This is a genomic window from Bradyrhizobium sp. SZCCHNR1053 (assembly GCF_032381235.1).
In the GTDB taxonomy this organism is placed as follows: Bacteria; Pseudomonadota; Alphaproteobacteria; order Rhizobiales; family Xanthobacteraceae; genus Bradyrhizobium.
Genome location: NZ_JAUHJM010000001.1, coordinates 720,910 through 738,110, shown reverse-complemented (window position 1 = coordinate 738,110; position 17,201 = coordinate 720,910). Strand labels below are relative to the sequence as shown.

Sequence of the window (17,201 nt, the reverse complement as noted above, 5' to 3'; positions counted from 1 at the left end):
AGGTCGGGACAAAGACGATGATCGAGAATCTTGGGGCTCAGCTTTGGGTGGTGTTGCCGGAGCTGCTGCTGGCCGTGGGGGCCATGGCGCTCTTGATGCTGGGCGCGTTCCGCGGGCAGGGGGCAACGGGCATCGTCACCGGCCTTGCGATCGTTCTGCTGATCGTGGTCGGCATCCTGGTGCTGCGCCAGCCGGCGGGCCAGGCCTTCGGCGGCAGCTTCATCGCCGACAGCTATGCGAGGTTCCTGAAGATCCTGATGCTGATCGGCTCGATCGCGACGCTGGTGATGTCGGTGGAGTTCCTGTCGGCGCCGGACCGCCGCATCTTCGAATATGCGATCCTGGTGCTGCTTTCGACGCTCGGCATGCTGGTGCTGATCTCGGCCGGGGATCTGATTGCGCTCTATCTCGGCCTCGAGCTGATGTCGCTCGCGCTCTATGTCGTCGCGGCGAGCCATCGCGACAATGCCAAGTCGACGGAAGCCGGCCTGAAGTATTTCGTGCTGGGCGCGCTGTCCTCCGGCATGCTGCTGTACGGTGCATCGCTCATCTACGGCTTTACCGGAACGGTGAGCTTTGCCGGGATCGCGGCGGCCACGAAGGCCGGCAGCGTCGGCATCATATTTGGCCTGGTGTTCCTGTTTGCCGGCATGTGCTTCAAGATCTCGGCGGTGCCGTTCCACATGTGGACGCCGGACGTCTATGAAGGCGCGCCGACGCCGGTGACGGCGTTCTTCGCCTCCGCGCCCAAGGTCGCAGCGATGGCCGTGTTCGCGCGCGTCGCGCTGACCGCGTTCCCCGGCATCACCTTCCAGTGGCAGCAGATCATCGTGTTTGTCTCGATCGCCTCGATGGCGCTCGGCTCGTTCGCCGCGATCGGCCAGACCAACATCAAGCGCCTGATGGCCTATTCGTCGATCGGCCACATGGGCTTCGCGCTGGTCGGTCTCGCCGCCGGTACGGTGGAAGGCGCGCAGGGCGTGCTGACCTACATCGCGATCTACGTCGCGATGACGCTCGGCTCCTTCGCCGTGATCATGGCGATCAAGCGCAACGGCCAGTCGTTCGAGAAGATCAGCGATTTTTCGGGACTTTCGCGCACCAATCCGCTGCTCGCCTTCTTCTTCGCGATGCTGCTGTTCTCGCTGGCCGGCGTTCCTCCGCTCGCGGGCTTCTTCGCCAAATGGTACGTGTTCGTCGCCGCGATCAAGGGCGGGCTGTTCACACTGTCGGTGATCGGCGTCCTTACCAGCGTGGTCGGCGCCTACTATTATCTGCTGATCGTCAAGACGATGTATTTCGACGAGCCGCTGCCTACGCTCGATCCCGTCAGGATCGAGCTGCGCACCGTGCTCGCGATCTCCGGCATCTTCAACATCCTGTTCTTCGCCTATCCCGGCCCGCTCGTCAGCGCGGCGGCGGCCGCGGCGAAATCGCTGTTCTAGATGACGTTTGCGCTAGGGTCCCAGGCCGCCAAGGCTGGCTACGGACTCGTCACGTTCGACCAGACCGGCTCGACCAATGTCGAGGCGCTGAAGTCAGCCCGAGAGGGCGGCAGAGCGCCCTGCTGGTTCGTCACATCGGAGCAGACGGCCGGGCGCGGCCGGCGCCAGCGTCCGTGGATCGCCCCGCGTGGCAATCTGGCCTCGAGCGTGCTGGAAGTGCTGAACGTGGCTCCTGCGATCGCAGCCACACTCGGCTTTGCCGCAGGCCTCTCCATCGAGAGCGCGTTGCGCCAGGTGAGCATCGAGGCTGCGCTGCGGTCCGGAGCACACGCGTCATTTGCGCTGAAATGGCCGAACGACGTTCTCGTTGACGGCCGCAAGATCGTCGGCATGCTGCTCGAGGCGGAGCAGGTGGCTGGCGGATTGGCGGTGGTTGTCGGCGTCGGAACCAACGTGGTGGCGGCGCCGCCGGATACCCCGACTCCGGCGGTATCGTTGGCGGACCTCGGCATCCAGGTGACCGCCGAGGATCTGTTCTCGGCGCTGTCGGATGCCTGGGTCGAATATTTCGGCATCTGGAACGAGGGGCGGGGCTTCGGTGATATCCGCAGGCTCTGGCTGGAGCGGGCGGCAGGCCTCGGCCAGCCGGTCGCCATCAGGTCCGGACATGCTATCATCGAGGGGATTTTCGACACGATCGACGAACAGGGTTGTATGCTGGTGCGGACCGCGGAGGGACGATTGGAGCCGATCACGGCCGGTGATGTTCATTTCGGCTCGGTCGCATCCAAAGGAGCGGTCTAGATGGCACGTCCCGACGAACTGACATTTGCGCCGCTCGGAGGTGTCGGCGAGATCGGCATGAACCTGTCGATCTACGGGCTCGGCAATCGCCACCAGCGCTCGTGGCTCGCGATCGATCTTGGCGTCTCCTTCGGCGATGAGGAGCATCTGCCGGGCATCGACCTGATCATGCCCGACGTCGCCTTCCTGGAGAAGGAGCGCAACAACCTGGTCGGCCTCGTGCTGACCCACGCGCATGAGGACCATTTCGGCGCCATCATCGATCTGTGGCCGCGGCTGAAATGCCCGATCTACGCGACCAAGTTCAGCGCCGCGCTGTTCGAGGCCAAGTGTGAGGCTGAGCGCCTCCCGGCCAAGATACCGGTCAAGGTGATCCCCTCCGGCGGCCGCGTCGACATCGGTCCTTTCAACGTCGAGTTCATTCCGGTCGCGCATTCGATCCCTGAATCGCACGCGCTGGCGATCCACACCGAGGTCGGCACCGTCCTGCACACCGGTGACTGGAAGATCGATCCGACGCCGGTGTTGGGCGCGCCGACGGATGAGAAGCGGCTGCGCGAGCTCGGCGACGCCGGACTTCTCGCCTTGATCGGGGATTCCACCAACGCGGTGCGCGAGGGACGCTCGCCGTCGGAGGCCGAGGTTGCCAAGACGATTACGACCCTGGTCAAGGAGGCGCGCGGCCGCGTGGCCGTGACCACCTTCGCCTCCAACGTCGCGCGTATCCGCGCCGTCGCCGAAGCGGCGCGCGCGGCCGAGCGCGAGGTCGTCATCGTCGGCCGCGCCATGGAGCGCGTGGTCCAGGTCGCGCGCGAGACCGGTTATCTCGATGGCGTGCAGAACTTCCGCGGCATGGACCTCTACGGGCACTTTCCGGCCGACAAGGTGCTGGCGCTGTGCACGGGCAGCCAGGGCGAGCCGCGCGCCGCGCTCTCGCGCATCGCCAATGACGATCATCCGCTGGTCACCTTGAACAAGGGCGACACTGTCATCTTCTCGTCGCGCACCATCCCCGGCAACGAGAAGGCGGTCGGCGCCGTCATCAACGGGCTGGTGCAGCAGGGTATCGAGATCATCACCGACCGCAATCATCTGGTTCATGTCTCCGGCCATCCGCGCCGCGACGAGCTGCGCGACATGATCGCGTGGACGCGGCCGCAGCTCCTGATCCCCGTCCATGGCGAGGCGCTGCATCTCCACGAGCATGCGAGGCTGGCGCGCGCCTGCGGCGTGCCCAAGGTGATCACCTGCCGCAACGGCGATCTCGTCAAGCTCGGTCCCGGCGATCCCGGAATCATCGACCAGCTGCCGGCAGGGCGCCTCTACAAGGACGGCAGCATCGTCGAGGATTCGAAGTCGCGCGCCGTGGTCGAGCGTCGCAAGATGGCCTTTGCCGGCTGCATCTTCGTGGCGCTCGCCATCACCGAGAAGGGCGAGCTGGCCGACGATCCGGAAGTCGACATGGTCGGCATCCCCGAGAAGAATGCGGCGGGCGAGGAGATGGACGACATCGTCTTCGATGCTGTCGTCTCGACCTTCGAAGGTCTGCCGCGGGCGCGTCGGCGCGATCCGGACGCAGCGGCAGAATCCGTGCGGCGGGCGGTGCGTTCGGCGGTCAATGAGCAATGGGGCAAGAAGCCGATCTGTCTGGTTCACGTCCTGGAAGTCTGACGCAGGCCGATCAAACGGCGGTTCAAAAGAAAAGTGGAGGATGTCATGCTGGGCCGGCTCAACCACGTCGCCATCGCGGTCAAGGACGCCGAAAAGGCCGCCAAGATCTACGGCGCGGCGTTCGGCGCCGAGATATCCCCAGCCGTCCCGTTGCCTGAGCACGGCGTGATCACCGTGTTCGTGACCCTGCCCAATACCAAGATCGAGTTCATTCAGCCGCTGGGCGAAGCGTCGCCGATCGCGAAGTTTCTCGAGCGCAATGCGGATGGCGGCATCCATCACGTCTGCTACGAGGTGGCCGACATCATCGCCTCGCGCGACACGCTGATCAAGGAGGGCGCCCGCGTGCTCGGCGACGGCCAGCCGAAGATCGGCGCCCATGGCAAGCCGGTGCTGTTCCTGCATCCGAAGGATTTTTCCGGCGCGCTCGTCGAGATCGAGCAGGCCTGAGGCAGCGGGGCGATCATGGCCTATACGATCTCTACCTGGCTCGCGATCTACTTCGTGCTGTGGTGGGTCATGCTGTTCGTGACCCTGCCGTTCGGCGTGCGCAGCCAGCACGAGACGGGCGGCGGCTCGCCCGGCACCGATCCCGGGGCGCCGACCATCAGCCTGATGGGACGCCGCCTGATCTGGACGACGCTGCTGTCGGCGGTCGTGTTCGGCCTGGCACTCGTGGCCTATCAGGCCGGGTATCTCAGCATCGAGCGACTGTCGCGGCTGATGGGGATTCCGTTCTAGCTGCCGCTCGCATCGCACAACGTTCTCTCGAAGCCGATGCGCGGACGCGCGTCGGCTTTTTTGCTATAGGAGGTCAAAACAAGTTCGATAGGGAGGTTGCGCGTGACGACATCGGCCGAGGCCCGGAACGGGACGCCATCGGGCTATCGCATTCTGAACGAGACTGATCTTCGAAACTATCTCGCGGGGATCCCTTCAGTTGCAGGGCAACTCGGCGGACCGGCCGAGCGCTGGTCGATCACCGAGGTCGGCGATGGCAACCTCAATCTAGTCTTCATCGTCAAGGGATCGTCCGGCGGACTCGCGGTGAAGCAGGCGCTGCCTTACGTGCGGCTGGTCGGCGAGAGCTGGCCGCTGCCGCTGTCACGCGCCCACTATGAGCATCTGGCGCTGACGCATCAGAACCGCCTTGCCCCGGGCCTCGTGCCGGCCATCGTTCATCATGATCCGGCGCTGGCGCTGACGGCGATGGAGCTGCTGGAGCCGCACATCATCATGCGCAAGGGGCTGGTCGCGGGCACGATCTATCCGGCCTTCGTCGATCACATCACGACCTTCATGGCGCGGACGCTGTTCTTCTCGTCCGACCTCGCGCTCTCTGCCGCCGCGAAGAAGGAGGCGATCGCGAGCTTCGCCGGCAATCACGCGCTGTGCAAGATCACGGAGGACCTGATCTTCACCGATCCCTATCGGATCGCTGAGCAGAACCGCTGGACCTCACCATGGCTCGACGCGACCGCGGCCGACATTCGTGCCGATCTCGATCTTCATGTCGCGGTCTCCCGGCTGAAGCTGAAGTTCTTGTCGAGCGCCGAGGCGCTGATCCATGGTGACCTGCACACCGGATCGATCATGGTCACGGACACCGAGACCCGGGTGATCGATCCGGAATTCGCCTTCTACGGCCCGATGGGCTTCGACGTCGGTGCTGTCCTGGCCAACTTGTTGATGGCCTATTTTGCATCGGCCGGACACGAGCGCGCGCCCGGCGACAGGGCGGCATTCGAGAGCTGGGTGCTGATCACCGTGGACCAGGTGTGGAGCGCGTTCTCGGGCAAGTTCCTGGCGCTGTGGCGCAGCGAGGCCATCGGCGATGCCTATCCGCTCTCGCTGTTTCCCGGTGAAGCAGGAACTGCGCGGCTTGAGGCCGAACGTCAGGCCTTCATGGCGCGCCTGTTCCAGGATGCCGTCGGATTTGCAGCCGCGAAGATCATCCGTCGTATTCTCGGCCTGGCGCACAACATCGATTTCGAGCTGATCGAGGATGAGAAGCGGCGCGCGACCTGCGAGGCGCGGGCATTGCGCTTGGCCCGAACGCTGATGGTGGAGACGGCATCGTTCACGTCGATCGAGGCCGTGACACGCGCCGCGCGCGAGCTGCGTCACTGGCAGCCTGGTTTTTGATTCACGGGGTCAACGTCATTGCGAGGAGCAAAGCGACGAAGCAATCCAGAATCTTCGCAAGCCTCTGGAATGCTTCGCTTCGCTCGCAATGACGGAAACAGATGCGTAGGGTGGGCAAAGGCACGCGGCGACGGTCTGTCGTCGTTTGCACTGTCAGATCGCGCCGTGCCCACCATGTCTCACGTGCCACGTAGCTCGATGGTGGGCACGCGACCGCCCTACGACACACGCTCAATCCGCCGCCTTGGCGCGCAGCCGCTGCGCGTAGACGTTGATCACCAGCGCGGCGAGCAGGATCAGGCCGCGGATCAGAATCTTCAGGAAGCTGTCGATGTTGACGTGGTCGAGGCCGTTGTTGAGCACGCCGAGCACGAACAGGCCGACGATGGTGTTGCCGATGCCGCCGCGGCCGCCGAACAGGCTGGTGCCGCCGACCACGACGGCAGCGATCGAATCCAGCAGGTAGGTGTCGAACTCGTTCTGCTGCGCGCTGCCGAAATGCGCCACGCCGAGCATGCCGCCAATTCCCGAGCACACCGCCGAGATCACCATGACGCTGCCGAGGATCAGCTTGACGTTCAGGCCGGAATACTCCGCTGCCTCGCGGTTGCCACCGACCATGTAGACGTAGCGGCCGAACCGCGTGTAGGTCAGCACGAGGTGCCCCAGCAGCAGCATGAGGGCGGCCACGATCACGATCCAGGGCACCCCCGCCAAGGAGCCGGAGCCGAGCGTCGTGATGATGGGCGGCACCTTGTAGGCGATCTGGCCGCGCACCAGCATGGCCGAAATGCCTGCGGCGATCTGCATCATCGCGAGCGTCATGATGAACGAGGGAATGCCGATCACGGTCAGGCCGAAGGCGTTGACCACGCCAAGCAGCGCGCACAGCGCCAGCGCGAGCAGGATGGCGGCAAAGCCGGGCATCGGCAAATTGGCGATGTTGACGTAGGACTCCTGCAAGGTGAAATAGGCCACGGCGATGCCGGTCACGTTGGCGATGGCAGCGATCGACAGGTCGATCTCGGCGCACAGGATCACGAAGGTCAGTCCGACCGCGATGATGCCGGTCACCGACACCTGGGTCAGGATGTTGCCGACATTGTCGAGCGTGGCGAAGGATGGACTCGCGATTGCGAAGAACGCGGTGAGGAAGATCAGCGTCAGGAACGGCGCGATGTTGCGCATCTGCGAGCGTAGCAGCGCTGCGACCCCGCCGGCGCGTCGCGGTTGCGCCTCCGGCATCGGAACGGTCTCGCCATGCGCCATGACAATCTCCCTACGCCGCCTCGAGCAGACGGTCTTTGCTGATGGTCTCGCCGGCGAATTCACGCACGACCTCGCCGCGCTTGAGCACAATGACGCGATCGGCCAGTGACAGGACAGTCTCCGGCTCCGTCGAGAGCACGATGACGGCAATGCCCTGGTCGCGTAGTTTCCGCACGATCTGGATCACGTCACTCTTGGCGCCAACATCCATGCCGCGGGTCGGCTCGCACAGCACCAGGAGCCGGGGCGGGTGGCTGAGCCATTTGGCCAGCGCGACCTTCTGCTGGTTGCCGCCCGAGAGCAGGCCAAGGTCGATCTCGACGTCGGCGGGACGGATCTGCAACTGCTCGACCTGGCGCTTCGCAAGCGCGCGCTCGCGGGCCGGCTTCAGCAGCACCGCGTTGATGCGGTCGAGGATGCTGATCGAGACGTTCTTGTAGACGGGCTCCTGCAGGAACAGCATGTCGCGGCGGCTCTCCGGCACGAAGGCGATGCCGGCGCGGCGCGCATCCGCCGTGCTCTTGAAGCGGTTGCGCTCGCCCGAGACGCGCAGCTCGCCGGCGTCGGGCGCGAGCTTGCCGAATAGGATCCGCGCCAGCTCGAGCTGGCCGCAGCCCATGAAGCCGTAGATGCCGAGCACCTCTCCGGCATGCACCGAAAATGAGACGCGCTTCAAATTGCGCGCCAGCGACAAGCCCGCGGCCTCGACCACCACCGGCTTGTCGGCCGGCGGCGCGGGCAGGGTGATGTCGTGGGTGTAGCTGTCCTCCAGCGCATCGCGGCCCTTGCCGATCATGGCCTCGATCAGCGCCGCCTTGCTGGTATCGGCCGCAGGTGTCTCCATGATCTTGCGACCGTTGCGGAAGACGGTCACCTCATCGGAGATGAGCAGAATGTCTTCGATGAAGTGCGAGATGAAGATGATTCCGGTGCCCTGCTCGCGTAGCGCGCGCAAGGTCGCGAACAGCCGTTCGACCTCGGGCGGTGACAGCGCCGAGGTCGGCTCGTCCAGGATGATGATGCGCGCGCCGGAGAACAGCACACGCGCGATCTCGATCAGTTGCTGCAGTCCGATCGGGAGATCGCCGAGCCGGCTCATCGGATCGGCGTCGATCCCGAGCTTCTTGAGCTGTTCGGCGGCCTCGCGCGCCATCCGGCGCCACTGCACGATACCGAGGGCATTGGTCGGCTGGTTGCCGAGAAACACGTTCTCGGCAACCGTGAGATCAGGTGCGACGCTGAGCTCCTGATGCACCATGGCGATGCCGGCCGCACGGGCGTCCCGCACGGAGTTGAAATGAACCTCGCGGCCGTCGAGCAGGAAACGGCCGGAGAAGCCGGTGTGCACGCCGGCGATGATCTTCATCAGCGTGCTCTTGCCGGCGCCGTTCTCCCCGACGAGACCATGGATCTCGCCGGGGCGAAGCGTGAAGTCGACGCCGCGCAACGCGGTGACGCCGCCGAACGACTTGGTGATGTCCTGCAATTCCAGAAGAGGCGGGCGGCTGCTCGACATGGGGAGGGACTTCAGATCAGGAAGTGATCCTCCATCCATTGCATGCCGGCGGCATTGGCCTTGGTCACGACGGGCCCATCGGTGATGACGTGCTTCGGAATGCCCTGGCCGCTCTTCTCGCCGGCGGTGACCGCGGCGACGCCTGCGACGATCGCGCCGCCATGAATACGGCAGGACGGATTGCGGACGGTCGCGAACATGCGGCCCTCGCTGACCGCCTGGATCGCCGGCGGCATGGCGTCGACGCCGCCGATCAGGATGTTGGTGCGGTTGCGCGCCTTCATGATGTTGTAGGCGGCGAGCGCCATGTCGTCATTGTGGAAGAACGCCGCGTCGATCTGCGGATATTTCGTGAGATAAGTCTCCCACAGCCGTGCCGCCTTCGACACGTCCCAGTCGGCCGGCTGCGTGTCCAGCACCTCGATGTTCGGGAACTGCTTGATCACCGAATTGAAGCCCTTGGCGCGGCCCTGCGCGCCGGTGTGGCCGAGCGCGCCCTGCGTCATGATGATCTTGCCCTTGCCGCCCATCGCAGTCGCCAGAGCCTGCGTGACCGATGCGCCCATGAACTCGTTGTCGGGTGCCAGGAACGAATGGACGTTGATCTGATCCAGCGGCGCGATCAGCGTGTCCATGTCGATCACGGGAATGCCGGCATCGATCATCTTCTGCACCGGCTGCGTCAGCGTTCCGATGCCGAACGCCTGGATGGCGACGAAATCCCACTTCTGCGACGCCATGTTGTCGATTGCGGCGCGCTGCTTCACCGCATCGAGCTGGCCGTCGAACCAGGTGACCTCGACATTGAGCAGCTTGCCCCACCATTCCGCGGCCTGCTTGCCCTGGGCGCACCAGGTCGCCTGCAGGCCGGCATTGGAGAAGGCCGCCTTGAGGGGCTTTTCGGAGCGGCCCATCTCGGCGGCCATCGCCGGATTGATGCCGAAGCCGGCGAGAAGGGCCGCCGCAGAGCCCGCGGCCGTTGCCGCCTGGAGAAGATCGCGCCTCGTCGTGGACGTTTTTTTAGTGCCGGACATCCCGTGCTCCCTGTCCCATCGTTGTCCGGCGGCGTCATTGATCGCGCCGCCGAGAGCAGCAGTGTTTCACAACCCCATTGATCACGCCACAGCCGGATGTTGTGCGTTGCACCGAGCGACTGTCGCGCCGCACGCGCGATGTCAGAAAACCGTGATGTGCTCGTGGTACGCGGCAGCGCAGCTTTGGGAGAGAGCCTTTGGCCACGACACGCATTGCCGTGATCGCCGACATCCATCACGGCCGGGATACACCAACGAAGCGGGGATCGGTGGCGCTGCAATTGCTCGAGCGCTTCGTCACGGAGGTGAACGCCGAAAACATCGATGCGGTCATCGATCTCGGCGACCGGATTTCTGACGAAGATCCCGAGCGCGATCGTCTGCTGCAAAGCGATGTCGCGATGTGTTTTGCAAAGCTTGCGCCGACGCATCATCACGTCAGCGGCAATCATGATGTCGCATTGCTCAGTCTCGCCGACAATGAAGCGATCATGGATCGTCCGAGCGGGTCGCGCGCCCTGATCATCGGCGATGTCAGATGCGTGTTCTGGCAACCCGACGTGACTCTCACGCCGACGCGCGGCCTTCGCCTCTCCGCGGGCGATCTCGACGCGCTGGTCGAACTGCTCGCGCAGGATGATCGTCCAACCTTGCTCGTCAGCCACGTGCCATTGTCAGGGCATGCTCAGATCGGCAACTACTACTTCGAAGCCAATCAGGGACACGCGGCCTATGTCGAGACCGACGCAATCCGCACGGCCATCGCGAACGCGCCGTGCCCGATCGTCGCGCTCGCCGGCCATGTTCATTGGAATACCCTGACGACGGTCGATGGCACACCGCATCTGACCTTGCAGTCGTTGACCGAGACGTTCATCTCGGGCGATCCGGCCGAGGCGGCGGGCATTCTCGCGATCGATGATGGTGTGCTGCGCTGGACCGTGACCGGCCGCGAGCCGCTGTCGGTGACGCTGCCCTGGCCAGCGGCCAAGGCGCGGTGGCGTGATCCATTGGCGCGCTTTGCGACGGCTGCGGTGGCCTGATGTGATTGCGTGTTCAGGCGGCGTTCATCCGGCCCGCGATACCGTTAACGGGAAATATTGTGGCGCGCTGCGACGACTGCAAAAAAATAGAGCAGGGCAGCGGGCCCTGCTCGGAAATTGTGTCGACCCTTTAGATATCCCGCAAGTTCAGATTTGATCTTGTTAAGCGGGGTGACGCTGCTTGTTGCGCGCCAGGGCTCCTCCCGAGACTTGGACCACCAGACTTCCGCAAGCGTTAGCCTGAGGCCCAAATTCGTAGACGATCTTTTTGCGTTTGTCATCCTTTTCGGCAACGATTGTTCAAAATTCGCGCACTCTCTGAAATGATCGGTAAGTGCTTGCAATTGACGAGTTTTATTTTCGTGTTTTCTCGTGATGGGTGCTGAATTACCGTGAAAGCGGTCGGCCCATCGGTTGCGGCGGGATTGTTCTTAATCAACGACCGCTGGCGAAATGTGCCGACTGTGCCTTGCGCGACCTCGACTCCTGGCGTGCGCTCGGGCACAAGAATTCAGTTCATTTGGCAGGCTTTGATGCGGCAGCGGCTGCAGGCGTTTCTCCCGATCATGCTGATCGCACTGATGGTGCAGATCCTGGCGCCGATCGGTGCTGCCTGGGCGGCGGCTTCAGCCGCGGCTGATCCGCTGCGCGGCCTCGAAATCTGCCACGGCCAGTCTGGTTCCCAGTCGGTGGACGATGAGTCGCCGGCGAAGCCCGCGCTCCACGGCTGTTCGCTGTGCTGCCTGGCGCAGCCGGTCACCCTGGATGGGCCGGAGCTGTCCGCCATCGCCACGCCGCAACGGGAATCGGGCGAGGTCGTGTGGCGCGCCGGTGATCCGGCCGGCCGGATCACCAAGGCCTTCTCGAACGCGCAGGCAAGGGCTCCGCCCGCAGCGTGACGCGCTGGCTGCTGTGCGGCCGTTATCTCCCAAATCGCATAACCACCGTGCGTTGTCTGCTCGGCCGTAACTGGCGCGCGGACACGTGCCAATCGATCGAGCTGCTGGCGCATTGCCGCCAAGAAAAGGATAACCGACATGACCTTCCTCGGACGCTCTCTGCTTGCATTCGCTCTCCTGTTGGGCGGATCTTCTGCCGCCTTCGCCGCGGACGTGAAGGCCGGTGACCTCGTCATCACCCAGCCATGGAGCCGCGCCACGCCGGGCGGCGCCAAGACGGGCGCCGGCTATCTGACCATCGAGAACAAGGGCAGCGCGCCGGACCGCCTCGTCGCAGTGACGGGCGACGTCGCCGGGCGAGTCGAGATTCACGAGATGGCTGTCACCAACGGCGTCATGACCATGCGTCCGCTGGATAAGGGACTCACGATCGAGCCGGGCAAGACCGTCGCGCTGGCGCCGGGCGGCTATCACCTGATGCTGATGGATCTGAAGAGCCCGCTGAAGCAGGGCGACAAGCTGCCGGTCACGCTGGAGTTCGAGAAGGCCGGCAAGGTCGCCGTGACGCTCGAGGTGCAGGCGGTCGGCGCCAAGGGGCCGGGCGGCGAGGGCGGCAGCATGATGAAGCAGCACGATCATTCCGGCATGAAGATGTAGGCCGGGCGCACTGCGACTCCGACGGAGAGGCCGGCCTCGATGCAACGGGTGGTGAACGCTGCCATGACAGCCGGTTCGCTCGCGAGCCGGCTGGTGGCGGTCGGCCGTGCTCGGGGGCCTGCCGCCCGCTTCCGTCGAAAGCTCGGCCGATATCTGCCGGTCGCTCTGCTAGCAATGCTGTTGCAGGTGCTAGCGCCAGTGGCGGCGTCCGCCATGACGGCTGTGACGATCGCGACGGCCGATCCGTTTGGCGGGGTGGTGATCTGTCATGCCGAGACGGATGCGGCGCCATCGAATGGCGATACCGACCGCACCGCCTGCGGCCTCGACTGCGTCATGTGCTGCGTGCTGCACGCTGCCGCGGCGCTCGATGCGCCGCCCGCGCCATTCGATGCGGCTCCGCTGCGTCTGACGGCGTCCATCGTCTGGACTGCGCGCGAGCTCCGCCTCGTTCATCTGCTCGCCCGGGCACAGGCGCAACCAAGAGGACCTCCCTTCCTTTCCTGAGCACAGAAATCGTCATCGGCGCCGCAGCAGCGCGCCAATCCGTTCTGAACCAGGAAGACCGGCCGTGCAGCCGGCATCGGGGAAGTCAAACATGTTCCGTCGTCATGCCCTTGGTGGTGTGAGCGTGCTCGCCCTGCAGCTCATGCTGCTGCAATCGGCCACGATCGCGAGCGCCGAGACCGAGAAGGAATTGCCGTCCGTCACCGTCGACGCGCCGCGCGCCGCGCCACAACGGGCCGTGCGCAAGCCGATCGCGCAGGCAACATCCGTCCGCACTCACGTGCCGAAGCCGCCTGCCGCATCCGTGGCCAGCAGCTCCGGGCAGGGAGGAGCGGTGTCCGACCCAGCCTCGGGTGCCGGCGCCGCTCGCAGCCAGCTCAGCCAGTCGCCGTCCGGCCAGACCGCGACCACGATCGACCGCAGCCGCTACGATGACCGGCCTGCGTTTTCCGTCGGCGACATCCTGCGCGAAAGCCCCGGCGTCTCGCTCAAGCAGGGCAACGGACCGCGCGATCTCGGCATCTCGATCCGCGGCTCCAATGCCCGCAACGGCTTCGGCATCCGCAACATCGCGCTGTTCGAGGATGGCTTTCCCGTCACGCAGCCGGACGGGCTGTCGCGCAGCGACCTGATCGATCCCCACGCCTACGGTGCGGTCGACGTGATCCGCGGGCCGTCCTCGGCGCTCTACGGCAACTATGCGACCGGAGGCGCGATCAATTTCCGCACCCGTCCGGGCGGCAGCATCGACGGCGCGGAGATCGGCAGCGAAGGCGGCAGCTTCGGCTATCTCAGCAACTACATGACGTTCGGCAAGAAGGTCGGCAATTTCGAGGGCTCGCTGTTCACCAGCGACGTCCGCGGCGACGGCTATCTCGGCAACAGCTGGTTCAACACCCAGACCGTCAACTTCCTCGGCACCTACAAGGCGACGCCCGACGACCGCTTCACGGTCAAGATCATCAACAACGACCTGGTCACGCGGCTGCCGCTCCGTTACACGCTGAGCCAATACTATCAAAACCCGTACCAGCAGGGCTGCACCACCTGGGCGTCCAGAGCAGCCGGCTGCGCGACCGTCGGGCTCAACAAGAACGGCCTCAATACGCTCGGCGGGGTGGACCAGGAGACCGCGCTGCAAGCCGGGTTCGGCCGCAACGACCGCCGCACCATCGTGGGCGGGCGCTGGGAGCACGACTTCGACAACAACACGAGCTGGCGCAATCAGTTCGTGTTCGACGACCGCAACATCAGCCAGCCGACCGGCTCGACCAGTGCGATCGGCGATTATCCGTCCTACAACTACATGAGCGACATCACCAGGCGGGGTGAGATCTTCGGGCTGGAATCGACCGCCTTCTTCGGCGCATTCTACAACACGCTGACCGCATCCGGAGATACGCGCTTCGTCGTGCCCGGCGGCAACGCGGCGCTCGGCGGCCTCTCGGCCAACACCTGGAGCGAGACCACCAACTACGGCCTGCGGGCGCGCGAGGAGCTCAAGCTGACAGCGGCACTGACGGCGGTGGCCGGTCTCGGCTGGGAGCGTACCCATCTGCGCGGCGTGAACACCGCCTATACCTACGGCGCGACGACAACGACGACGATCACGACGGCGGACCGGCAGTTCGACAATCTCGCTCCCGAGCTGGCGCTGCTCTACCGCGTGAACAGCGACTGGCTGCTGCGCGCCCGCGTTGCCACCGGCTATGGCACGCCGCAGGTCTCGAACCTGTTCGTGTTGCCAACCGGCGATTTCGGCAACAACACCCAGCTGAAGTCGCAGACCAATCTGGGCTACGACGTCGGTTTCGACTGGACGCCGAACCGGTCTCTGACCTTCAGTGCGACGGGCTTCTATGAGTTCTTTCGCAACGAGATCGTCACCCAGGCCGTCACAGGTACGCAAAACACGTCGTACACCTTCAATGCACCGCGCTCGGAGCATCGCGGCGTCGAATTGGCGGCCGATTGGCGGTTCCTGCCGGGCTGGCGGTTCACCACTGCCTACACCTATCTCGACCAAGTCTACACTGAATATACCGAGAACCTTGCGGGCGGCTCGAAGCTGTTCAGCTTCAACCGCGTTGGCAACAAGATTCCCGGCATCTCGCCGAACGAGCTGACCGCACGGCTCGGATACGATCACCATAGCGGGAGGCTCGCGGGGCTTGGTGCCTTCGTCGAGGTCCAGTGGAAGGATTCCTTCTATATGGACAACGCCAATCTGCTGAAGGCACCGGGCTATGAGCTCGTCAATCTGAACGTCCACTACAAGACCGAGCTTGCCTCGGACACGTTCAAGTCGATGAACGTCTTCTTCGAGGTCCGCAATGTGTTCGACCGCACCTACATCGCCTCCGCAAACAACCTGCAGAATACGGTGACGGGCGCCGGCGTGCAGGGACTGGCGGGCACGGGAACGATCTACGCCGGCTCACCGCGCGCCTTCGTGGCTGGCATGAAGGTGGCATTCCGATGAGGCACAACATGACAAGGACGCCATTGCTTCGAGGCTGCGTCATCGGACTCGCCATGGCCCTGATGTGGCCGCTGTCCGTGCAGGCCCAGATGGCACATCAGCACGGATCGGACGCCGCATGCGAGGGCACCGAACTCAGATGCGCAACCAAGGTGACGCCGTTCTTCGCTGGCGACGGCAAGCTCTGGCTCGTTTGGATGGCCGGGGGACGGATCTCGGTTGCGAGCTCGTCCGACGGCGGGAAAACGTATTCCGCCACCGTGCCGGTCACCGAGCAGCAGCTCAACCTCGACTGGGGGCCCGATGCTCGGCCGAAGCTGGTGGTCGATGGCAAGGGCGCGGTTGCGGTCGCGTTCTCGATTTTCCGCGACCAAGCCTTCAACGGGCAGGTGCTGTACTCCAGGTCGGAGGACGGCGGCAAAAGCTTCGCGGCACTCCGTCCCATCACGTCGAACAACGAAAGCCAACGCTTCGAGGCGCTGGCGCTGGACCAGGACGGCACCGTCTTCGTGGCCTGGCTCGACAAGCGCAACCGGGCGCCGGCGAAGGCCGCCGGGCGTTCCTATGAGGGCGCAGGGCTGTTCTTCTCGTCGTCGCGCGATGGCGGTGCCACCTACGCCGAAGCGACGCTCGCCCAGGACAACACCTGCGAATGTTGCCGGCTCGGGCTTGCGTTCGCGGGGCCGGGTCGTCCGGTCGTGATGTTCCGCAACATTTTTGATGGCAGCGTGCGCGACCATGCCGTGATCACGTTCAGTGATCTCGGCACGCCCGGCGAGGTCTACCGGGTCAGCACCGACGATTGGCAGATCAAGGCCTGCCCGCATCAAGGGCCGAGCCTGGCCGTGGCGCCGACCGGCACCTATCACGTCGCCTGGTTCACCAACGGCAAGGCTCGCAAGGGGCTGTTCTATGCGCATTCGCGCGACGGTGGCCGAACGTTCTCGGAGCCCATGTCGATCGGTCAGGCCGATCGCAATCCCACGCGGCCCTATGTGCTCGCGACCCAGGACAGCACAACGCTGGTGTGGAAGGAGTTCGACGGCGAGCGGACCACGGTGATGGGAATGCAATCGCGGGACGATGGCGAGACGTGGTCGAAGCCGCGCGCCGTTGCCAGCACGGACAATGCGTCGGATCATCCGCTGCTGGTCGCCCGTGGCAAGCAGATATTCCTGTCCTGGATGACCAAGTCGGACGGCTATCGGTTGCAGCCGATCGGAGATGAGTCATGAAACGCGCATTCGCTGCCCTTGCGATCTTTGGCCTCGTCGCCTTGACGGCGTCGAGCACCGCAGCGCCGCCATCGCTCAAGCCGTTCGAGCGCGGCACGTGGCGCGAGGTGCTGCGGGCCCATGCGGGTCGTCCGACCCTGATCCATTTCTGGGGCGTCACCTGCGGCCCCTGCAAGATCGAGCTGCCGCAGCTCGGCAAGTTCATGTTCGATCATCCCGAGATCGACGTGGTCACGGTCAGCGCCGACCTCGTGCCCAATCTGAATGCCGCGACCCAGGCCATGCTGGACAAGGCCGGTCTCTCCACGGCGGAGAACTTCATTTTCGCCGACGGCTATGTGGAGCGCCTCCGGTTCGAGATCGATCCGTCCTGGCAGGGCGACATTCCGCGCACGATGCTCGTGACCCGCGAGGGCGTCGTCTCGACCATCGAAGGCAGCGCCGAGCTCAGCGATCTCGACAAATGGTCCTCGGAGCAGGGACGGTCGCGCTAG

The 17,201-nt window shown here is 64.7% G+C and carries 16 protein-coding genes; 13 read left to right on the top strand and 3 right to left on the bottom strand.

The features are described from left to right. Positions 1 to 17 precede the first annotated feature (17 nt). The 6 genes from nuoN to mtnK all read left to right on the top strand — a co-directional run bounded on the left by nuoN (position 18) and on the right by mtnK (position 6,065). Positions 18 to 1,445: an NADH-quinone oxidoreductase subunit NuoN gene (gene nuoN / locus QX051_RS03465; RefSeq protein ID WP_315775064.1), complete on the top strand. Its 1,428-nt coding sequence runs from the start codon at positions 18 to 20 to the stop codon at positions 1,443 to 1,445. Next, complete coding sequence (locus QX051_RS03460; protein WP_315775063.1) at positions 1,446 to 2,249, top strand: biotin--[acetyl-CoA-carboxylase] ligase; 804 nt, start codon at positions 1,446 to 1,448, stop codon at positions 2,247 to 2,249. Continuing rightward, positions 2,250 to 3,920 (top strand): ribonuclease J, encoded by a 1,671-nt coding sequence (locus QX051_RS03455; RefSeq protein WP_315738261.1) that lies wholly within the window; start codon positions 2,250 to 2,252, stop codon positions 3,918 to 3,920. It abuts the gene before it with no gap. A 45-nt stretch (positions 3,921 to 3,965) separates the two neighbouring features. Further along, positions 3,966 to 4,370, top strand: a complete 405-nt coding sequence (mce, locus tag QX051_RS03450; RefSeq protein ID WP_315738260.1) for a methylmalonyl-CoA epimerase — start codon at positions 3,966 to 3,968, stop codon at positions 4,368 to 4,370. Positions 4,371 to 4,385: 15 nt separating this feature from the next. Beyond that, positions 4,386 to 4,661, top strand: coding sequence for a DUF1467 family protein (locus QX051_RS03445; protein ID WP_315738259.1), 276 nt, complete (start codon positions 4,386 to 4,388; stop codon positions 4,659 to 4,661). A gap of 102 nt (positions 4,662 to 4,763) precedes the next feature. Continuing rightward, entirely contained in the window at positions 4,764 to 6,065 is a 1,302-nt protein-coding gene (gene mtnK / locus QX051_RS03440; RefSeq protein WP_315775062.1) for an S-methyl-5-thioribose kinase, read from the top strand. Between the two features lie 231 nt (positions 6,066 to 6,296). Here mtnK and QX051_RS03435 read toward each other — a convergent pair whose 3' ends face one another. The 3 genes from QX051_RS03435 to QX051_RS03425 are packed head-to-tail and all read right to left on the bottom strand — an operon-like array spanning position 6,297 to position 9,884. Further along, the gene (locus tag QX051_RS03435) at positions 6,297 to 7,334 is read right to left on the bottom strand and encodes an ABC transporter permease (RefSeq protein WP_315775060.1); all 1,038 of its coding nucleotides are present in this window, start codon (positions 7,332 to 7,334) and stop codon (positions 6,297 to 6,299) included. A gap of 10 nt (positions 7,335 to 7,344) precedes the next feature. After that, positions 7,345 to 8,850, bottom strand: a complete 1,506-nt coding sequence (locus QX051_RS03430; RefSeq protein WP_315775059.1) for a sugar ABC transporter ATP-binding protein — start codon at positions 8,848 to 8,850, stop codon at positions 7,345 to 7,347. Positions 8,851 to 8,861: 11 nt separating this feature from the next. Beyond that, positions 8,862 to 9,884: a sugar ABC transporter substrate-binding protein gene (locus tag QX051_RS03425; protein ID WP_315711569.1), complete on the bottom strand. Its 1,023-nt coding sequence runs from the start codon at positions 9,882 to 9,884 to the stop codon at positions 8,862 to 8,864. 197 nt (positions 9,885 to 10,081) lie between these two features. Here QX051_RS03425 and QX051_RS03420 point away from each other — a divergent pair, with 197 nt between their 5' ends. From QX051_RS03420 to QX051_RS03390, 7 genes are all read left to right on the top strand, one after another. Continuing rightward, on the top strand, positions 10,082 to 10,927 hold the full coding sequence (locus QX051_RS03420) for a metallophosphoesterase family protein (protein ID WP_315775058.1): 846 nt from the start codon (positions 10,082 to 10,084) through the stop codon (positions 10,925 to 10,927). Between the two features lie 533 nt (positions 10,928 to 11,460). Then, positions 11,461 to 11,826: a DUF2946 family protein gene (locus QX051_RS03415; protein WP_315775056.1), complete on the top strand. Its 366-nt coding sequence runs from the start codon at positions 11,461 to 11,463 to the stop codon at positions 11,824 to 11,826. 138 nt (positions 11,827 to 11,964) lie between these two features. Next, the gene (locus tag QX051_RS03410; RefSeq protein ID WP_315738252.1) at positions 11,965 to 12,483 is read left to right on the top strand and encodes a copper chaperone PCu(A)C; all 519 of its coding nucleotides are present in this window, start codon (positions 11,965 to 11,967) and stop codon (positions 12,481 to 12,483) included. Positions 12,484 to 12,546: 63 nt separating this feature from the next. Beyond that, positions 12,547 to 12,990: a DUF2946 family protein gene (locus tag QX051_RS03405; RefSeq protein WP_315775055.1), complete on the top strand. Its 444-nt coding sequence runs from the start codon at positions 12,547 to 12,549 to the stop codon at positions 12,988 to 12,990. Positions 12,991 to 13,081: 91 nt separating this feature from the next. Beyond that, positions 13,082 to 15,472 (top strand): TonB-dependent receptor family protein, encoded by a 2,391-nt coding sequence (locus QX051_RS03400; RefSeq protein ID WP_315775054.1) that lies wholly within the window; start codon positions 13,082 to 13,084, stop codon positions 15,470 to 15,472. 53 nt (positions 15,473 to 15,525) lie between these two features. After that, complete coding sequence (locus tag QX051_RS03395; protein ID WP_315775307.1) at positions 15,526 to 16,707, top strand: sialidase family protein; 1,182 nt, start codon at positions 15,526 to 15,528, stop codon at positions 16,705 to 16,707. Next, positions 16,704 to 17,201, top strand: coding sequence for a TlpA disulfide reductase family protein (locus QX051_RS03390; protein WP_315775053.1), 498 nt, complete (start codon positions 16,704 to 16,706; stop codon positions 17,199 to 17,201). The genes QX051_RS03395 and QX051_RS03390 overlap by 4 nt, the downstream gene beginning before the upstream one ends.

What these genes read in the sequence shown, in the direction of transcription:
- QX051_RS03400 (WP_315775054.1), top strand. Translation starts at nt 13,082, where the DNA reads ATGTTCCGTCGTCATGCCCTTGGTGGTGTGAGCGTGCTCGCCCTGCAG.
- QX051_RS03410 (WP_315738252.1), top strand. Translation starts at nt 11,965, where the DNA reads ATGACCTTCCTCGGACGCTCTCTGCTTGCATTCGCTCTCCTGTTGGGC.
- QX051_RS03455 (WP_315738261.1), top strand. Translation starts at nt 2,250, where the DNA reads ATGGCACGTCCCGACGAACTGACATTTGCGCCGCTCGGAGGTGTCGGC.
- QX051_RS03435 (WP_315775060.1), bottom strand. Translation starts at nt 7,334, where the DNA reads ATGGCGCATGGCGAGACCGTTCCGATGCCGGAGGCGCAACCGCGACGC.
- QX051_RS03395 (WP_315775307.1), top strand. Translation starts at nt 15,526, where the DNA reads ATGGCCCTGATGTGGCCGCTGTCCGTGCAGGCCCAGATGGCACATCAG.
- QX051_RS03415 (WP_315775056.1), top strand. Translation starts at nt 11,461, where the DNA reads ATGCGGCAGCGGCTGCAGGCGTTTCTCCCGATCATGCTGATCGCACTG.
- QX051_RS03430 (WP_315775059.1), bottom strand. Translation starts at nt 8,850, where the DNA reads ATGTCGAGCAGCCGCCCGCCTCTTCTGGAATTGCAGGACATCACCAAG.
- mce (WP_315738260.1), top strand. Translation starts at nt 3,966, where the DNA reads ATGCTGGGCCGGCTCAACCACGTCGCCATCGCGGTCAAGGACGCCGAA.
- QX051_RS03405 (WP_315775055.1), top strand. Translation starts at nt 12,547, where the DNA reads ATGACAGCCGGTTCGCTCGCGAGCCGGCTGGTGGCGGTCGGCCGTGCT.
- QX051_RS03445 (WP_315738259.1), top strand. Translation starts at nt 4,386, where the DNA reads ATGGCCTATACGATCTCTACCTGGCTCGCGATCTACTTCGTGCTGTGG.
- QX051_RS03390 (WP_315775053.1), top strand. Translation starts at nt 16,704, where the DNA reads ATGAAACGCGCATTCGCTGCCCTTGCGATCTTTGGCCTCGTCGCCTTG.
- nuoN (WP_315775064.1), top strand. Translation starts at nt 18, where the DNA reads ATGATCGAGAATCTTGGGGCTCAGCTTTGGGTGGTGTTGCCGGAGCTG.
- QX051_RS03425 (WP_315711569.1), bottom strand. Translation starts at nt 9,884, where the DNA reads ATGTCCGGCACTAAAAAAACGTCCACGACGAGGCGCGATCTTCTCCAG.
- QX051_RS03460 (WP_315775063.1), top strand. Translation starts at nt 1,446, where the DNA reads ATGACGTTTGCGCTAGGGTCCCAGGCCGCCAAGGCTGGCTACGGACTC.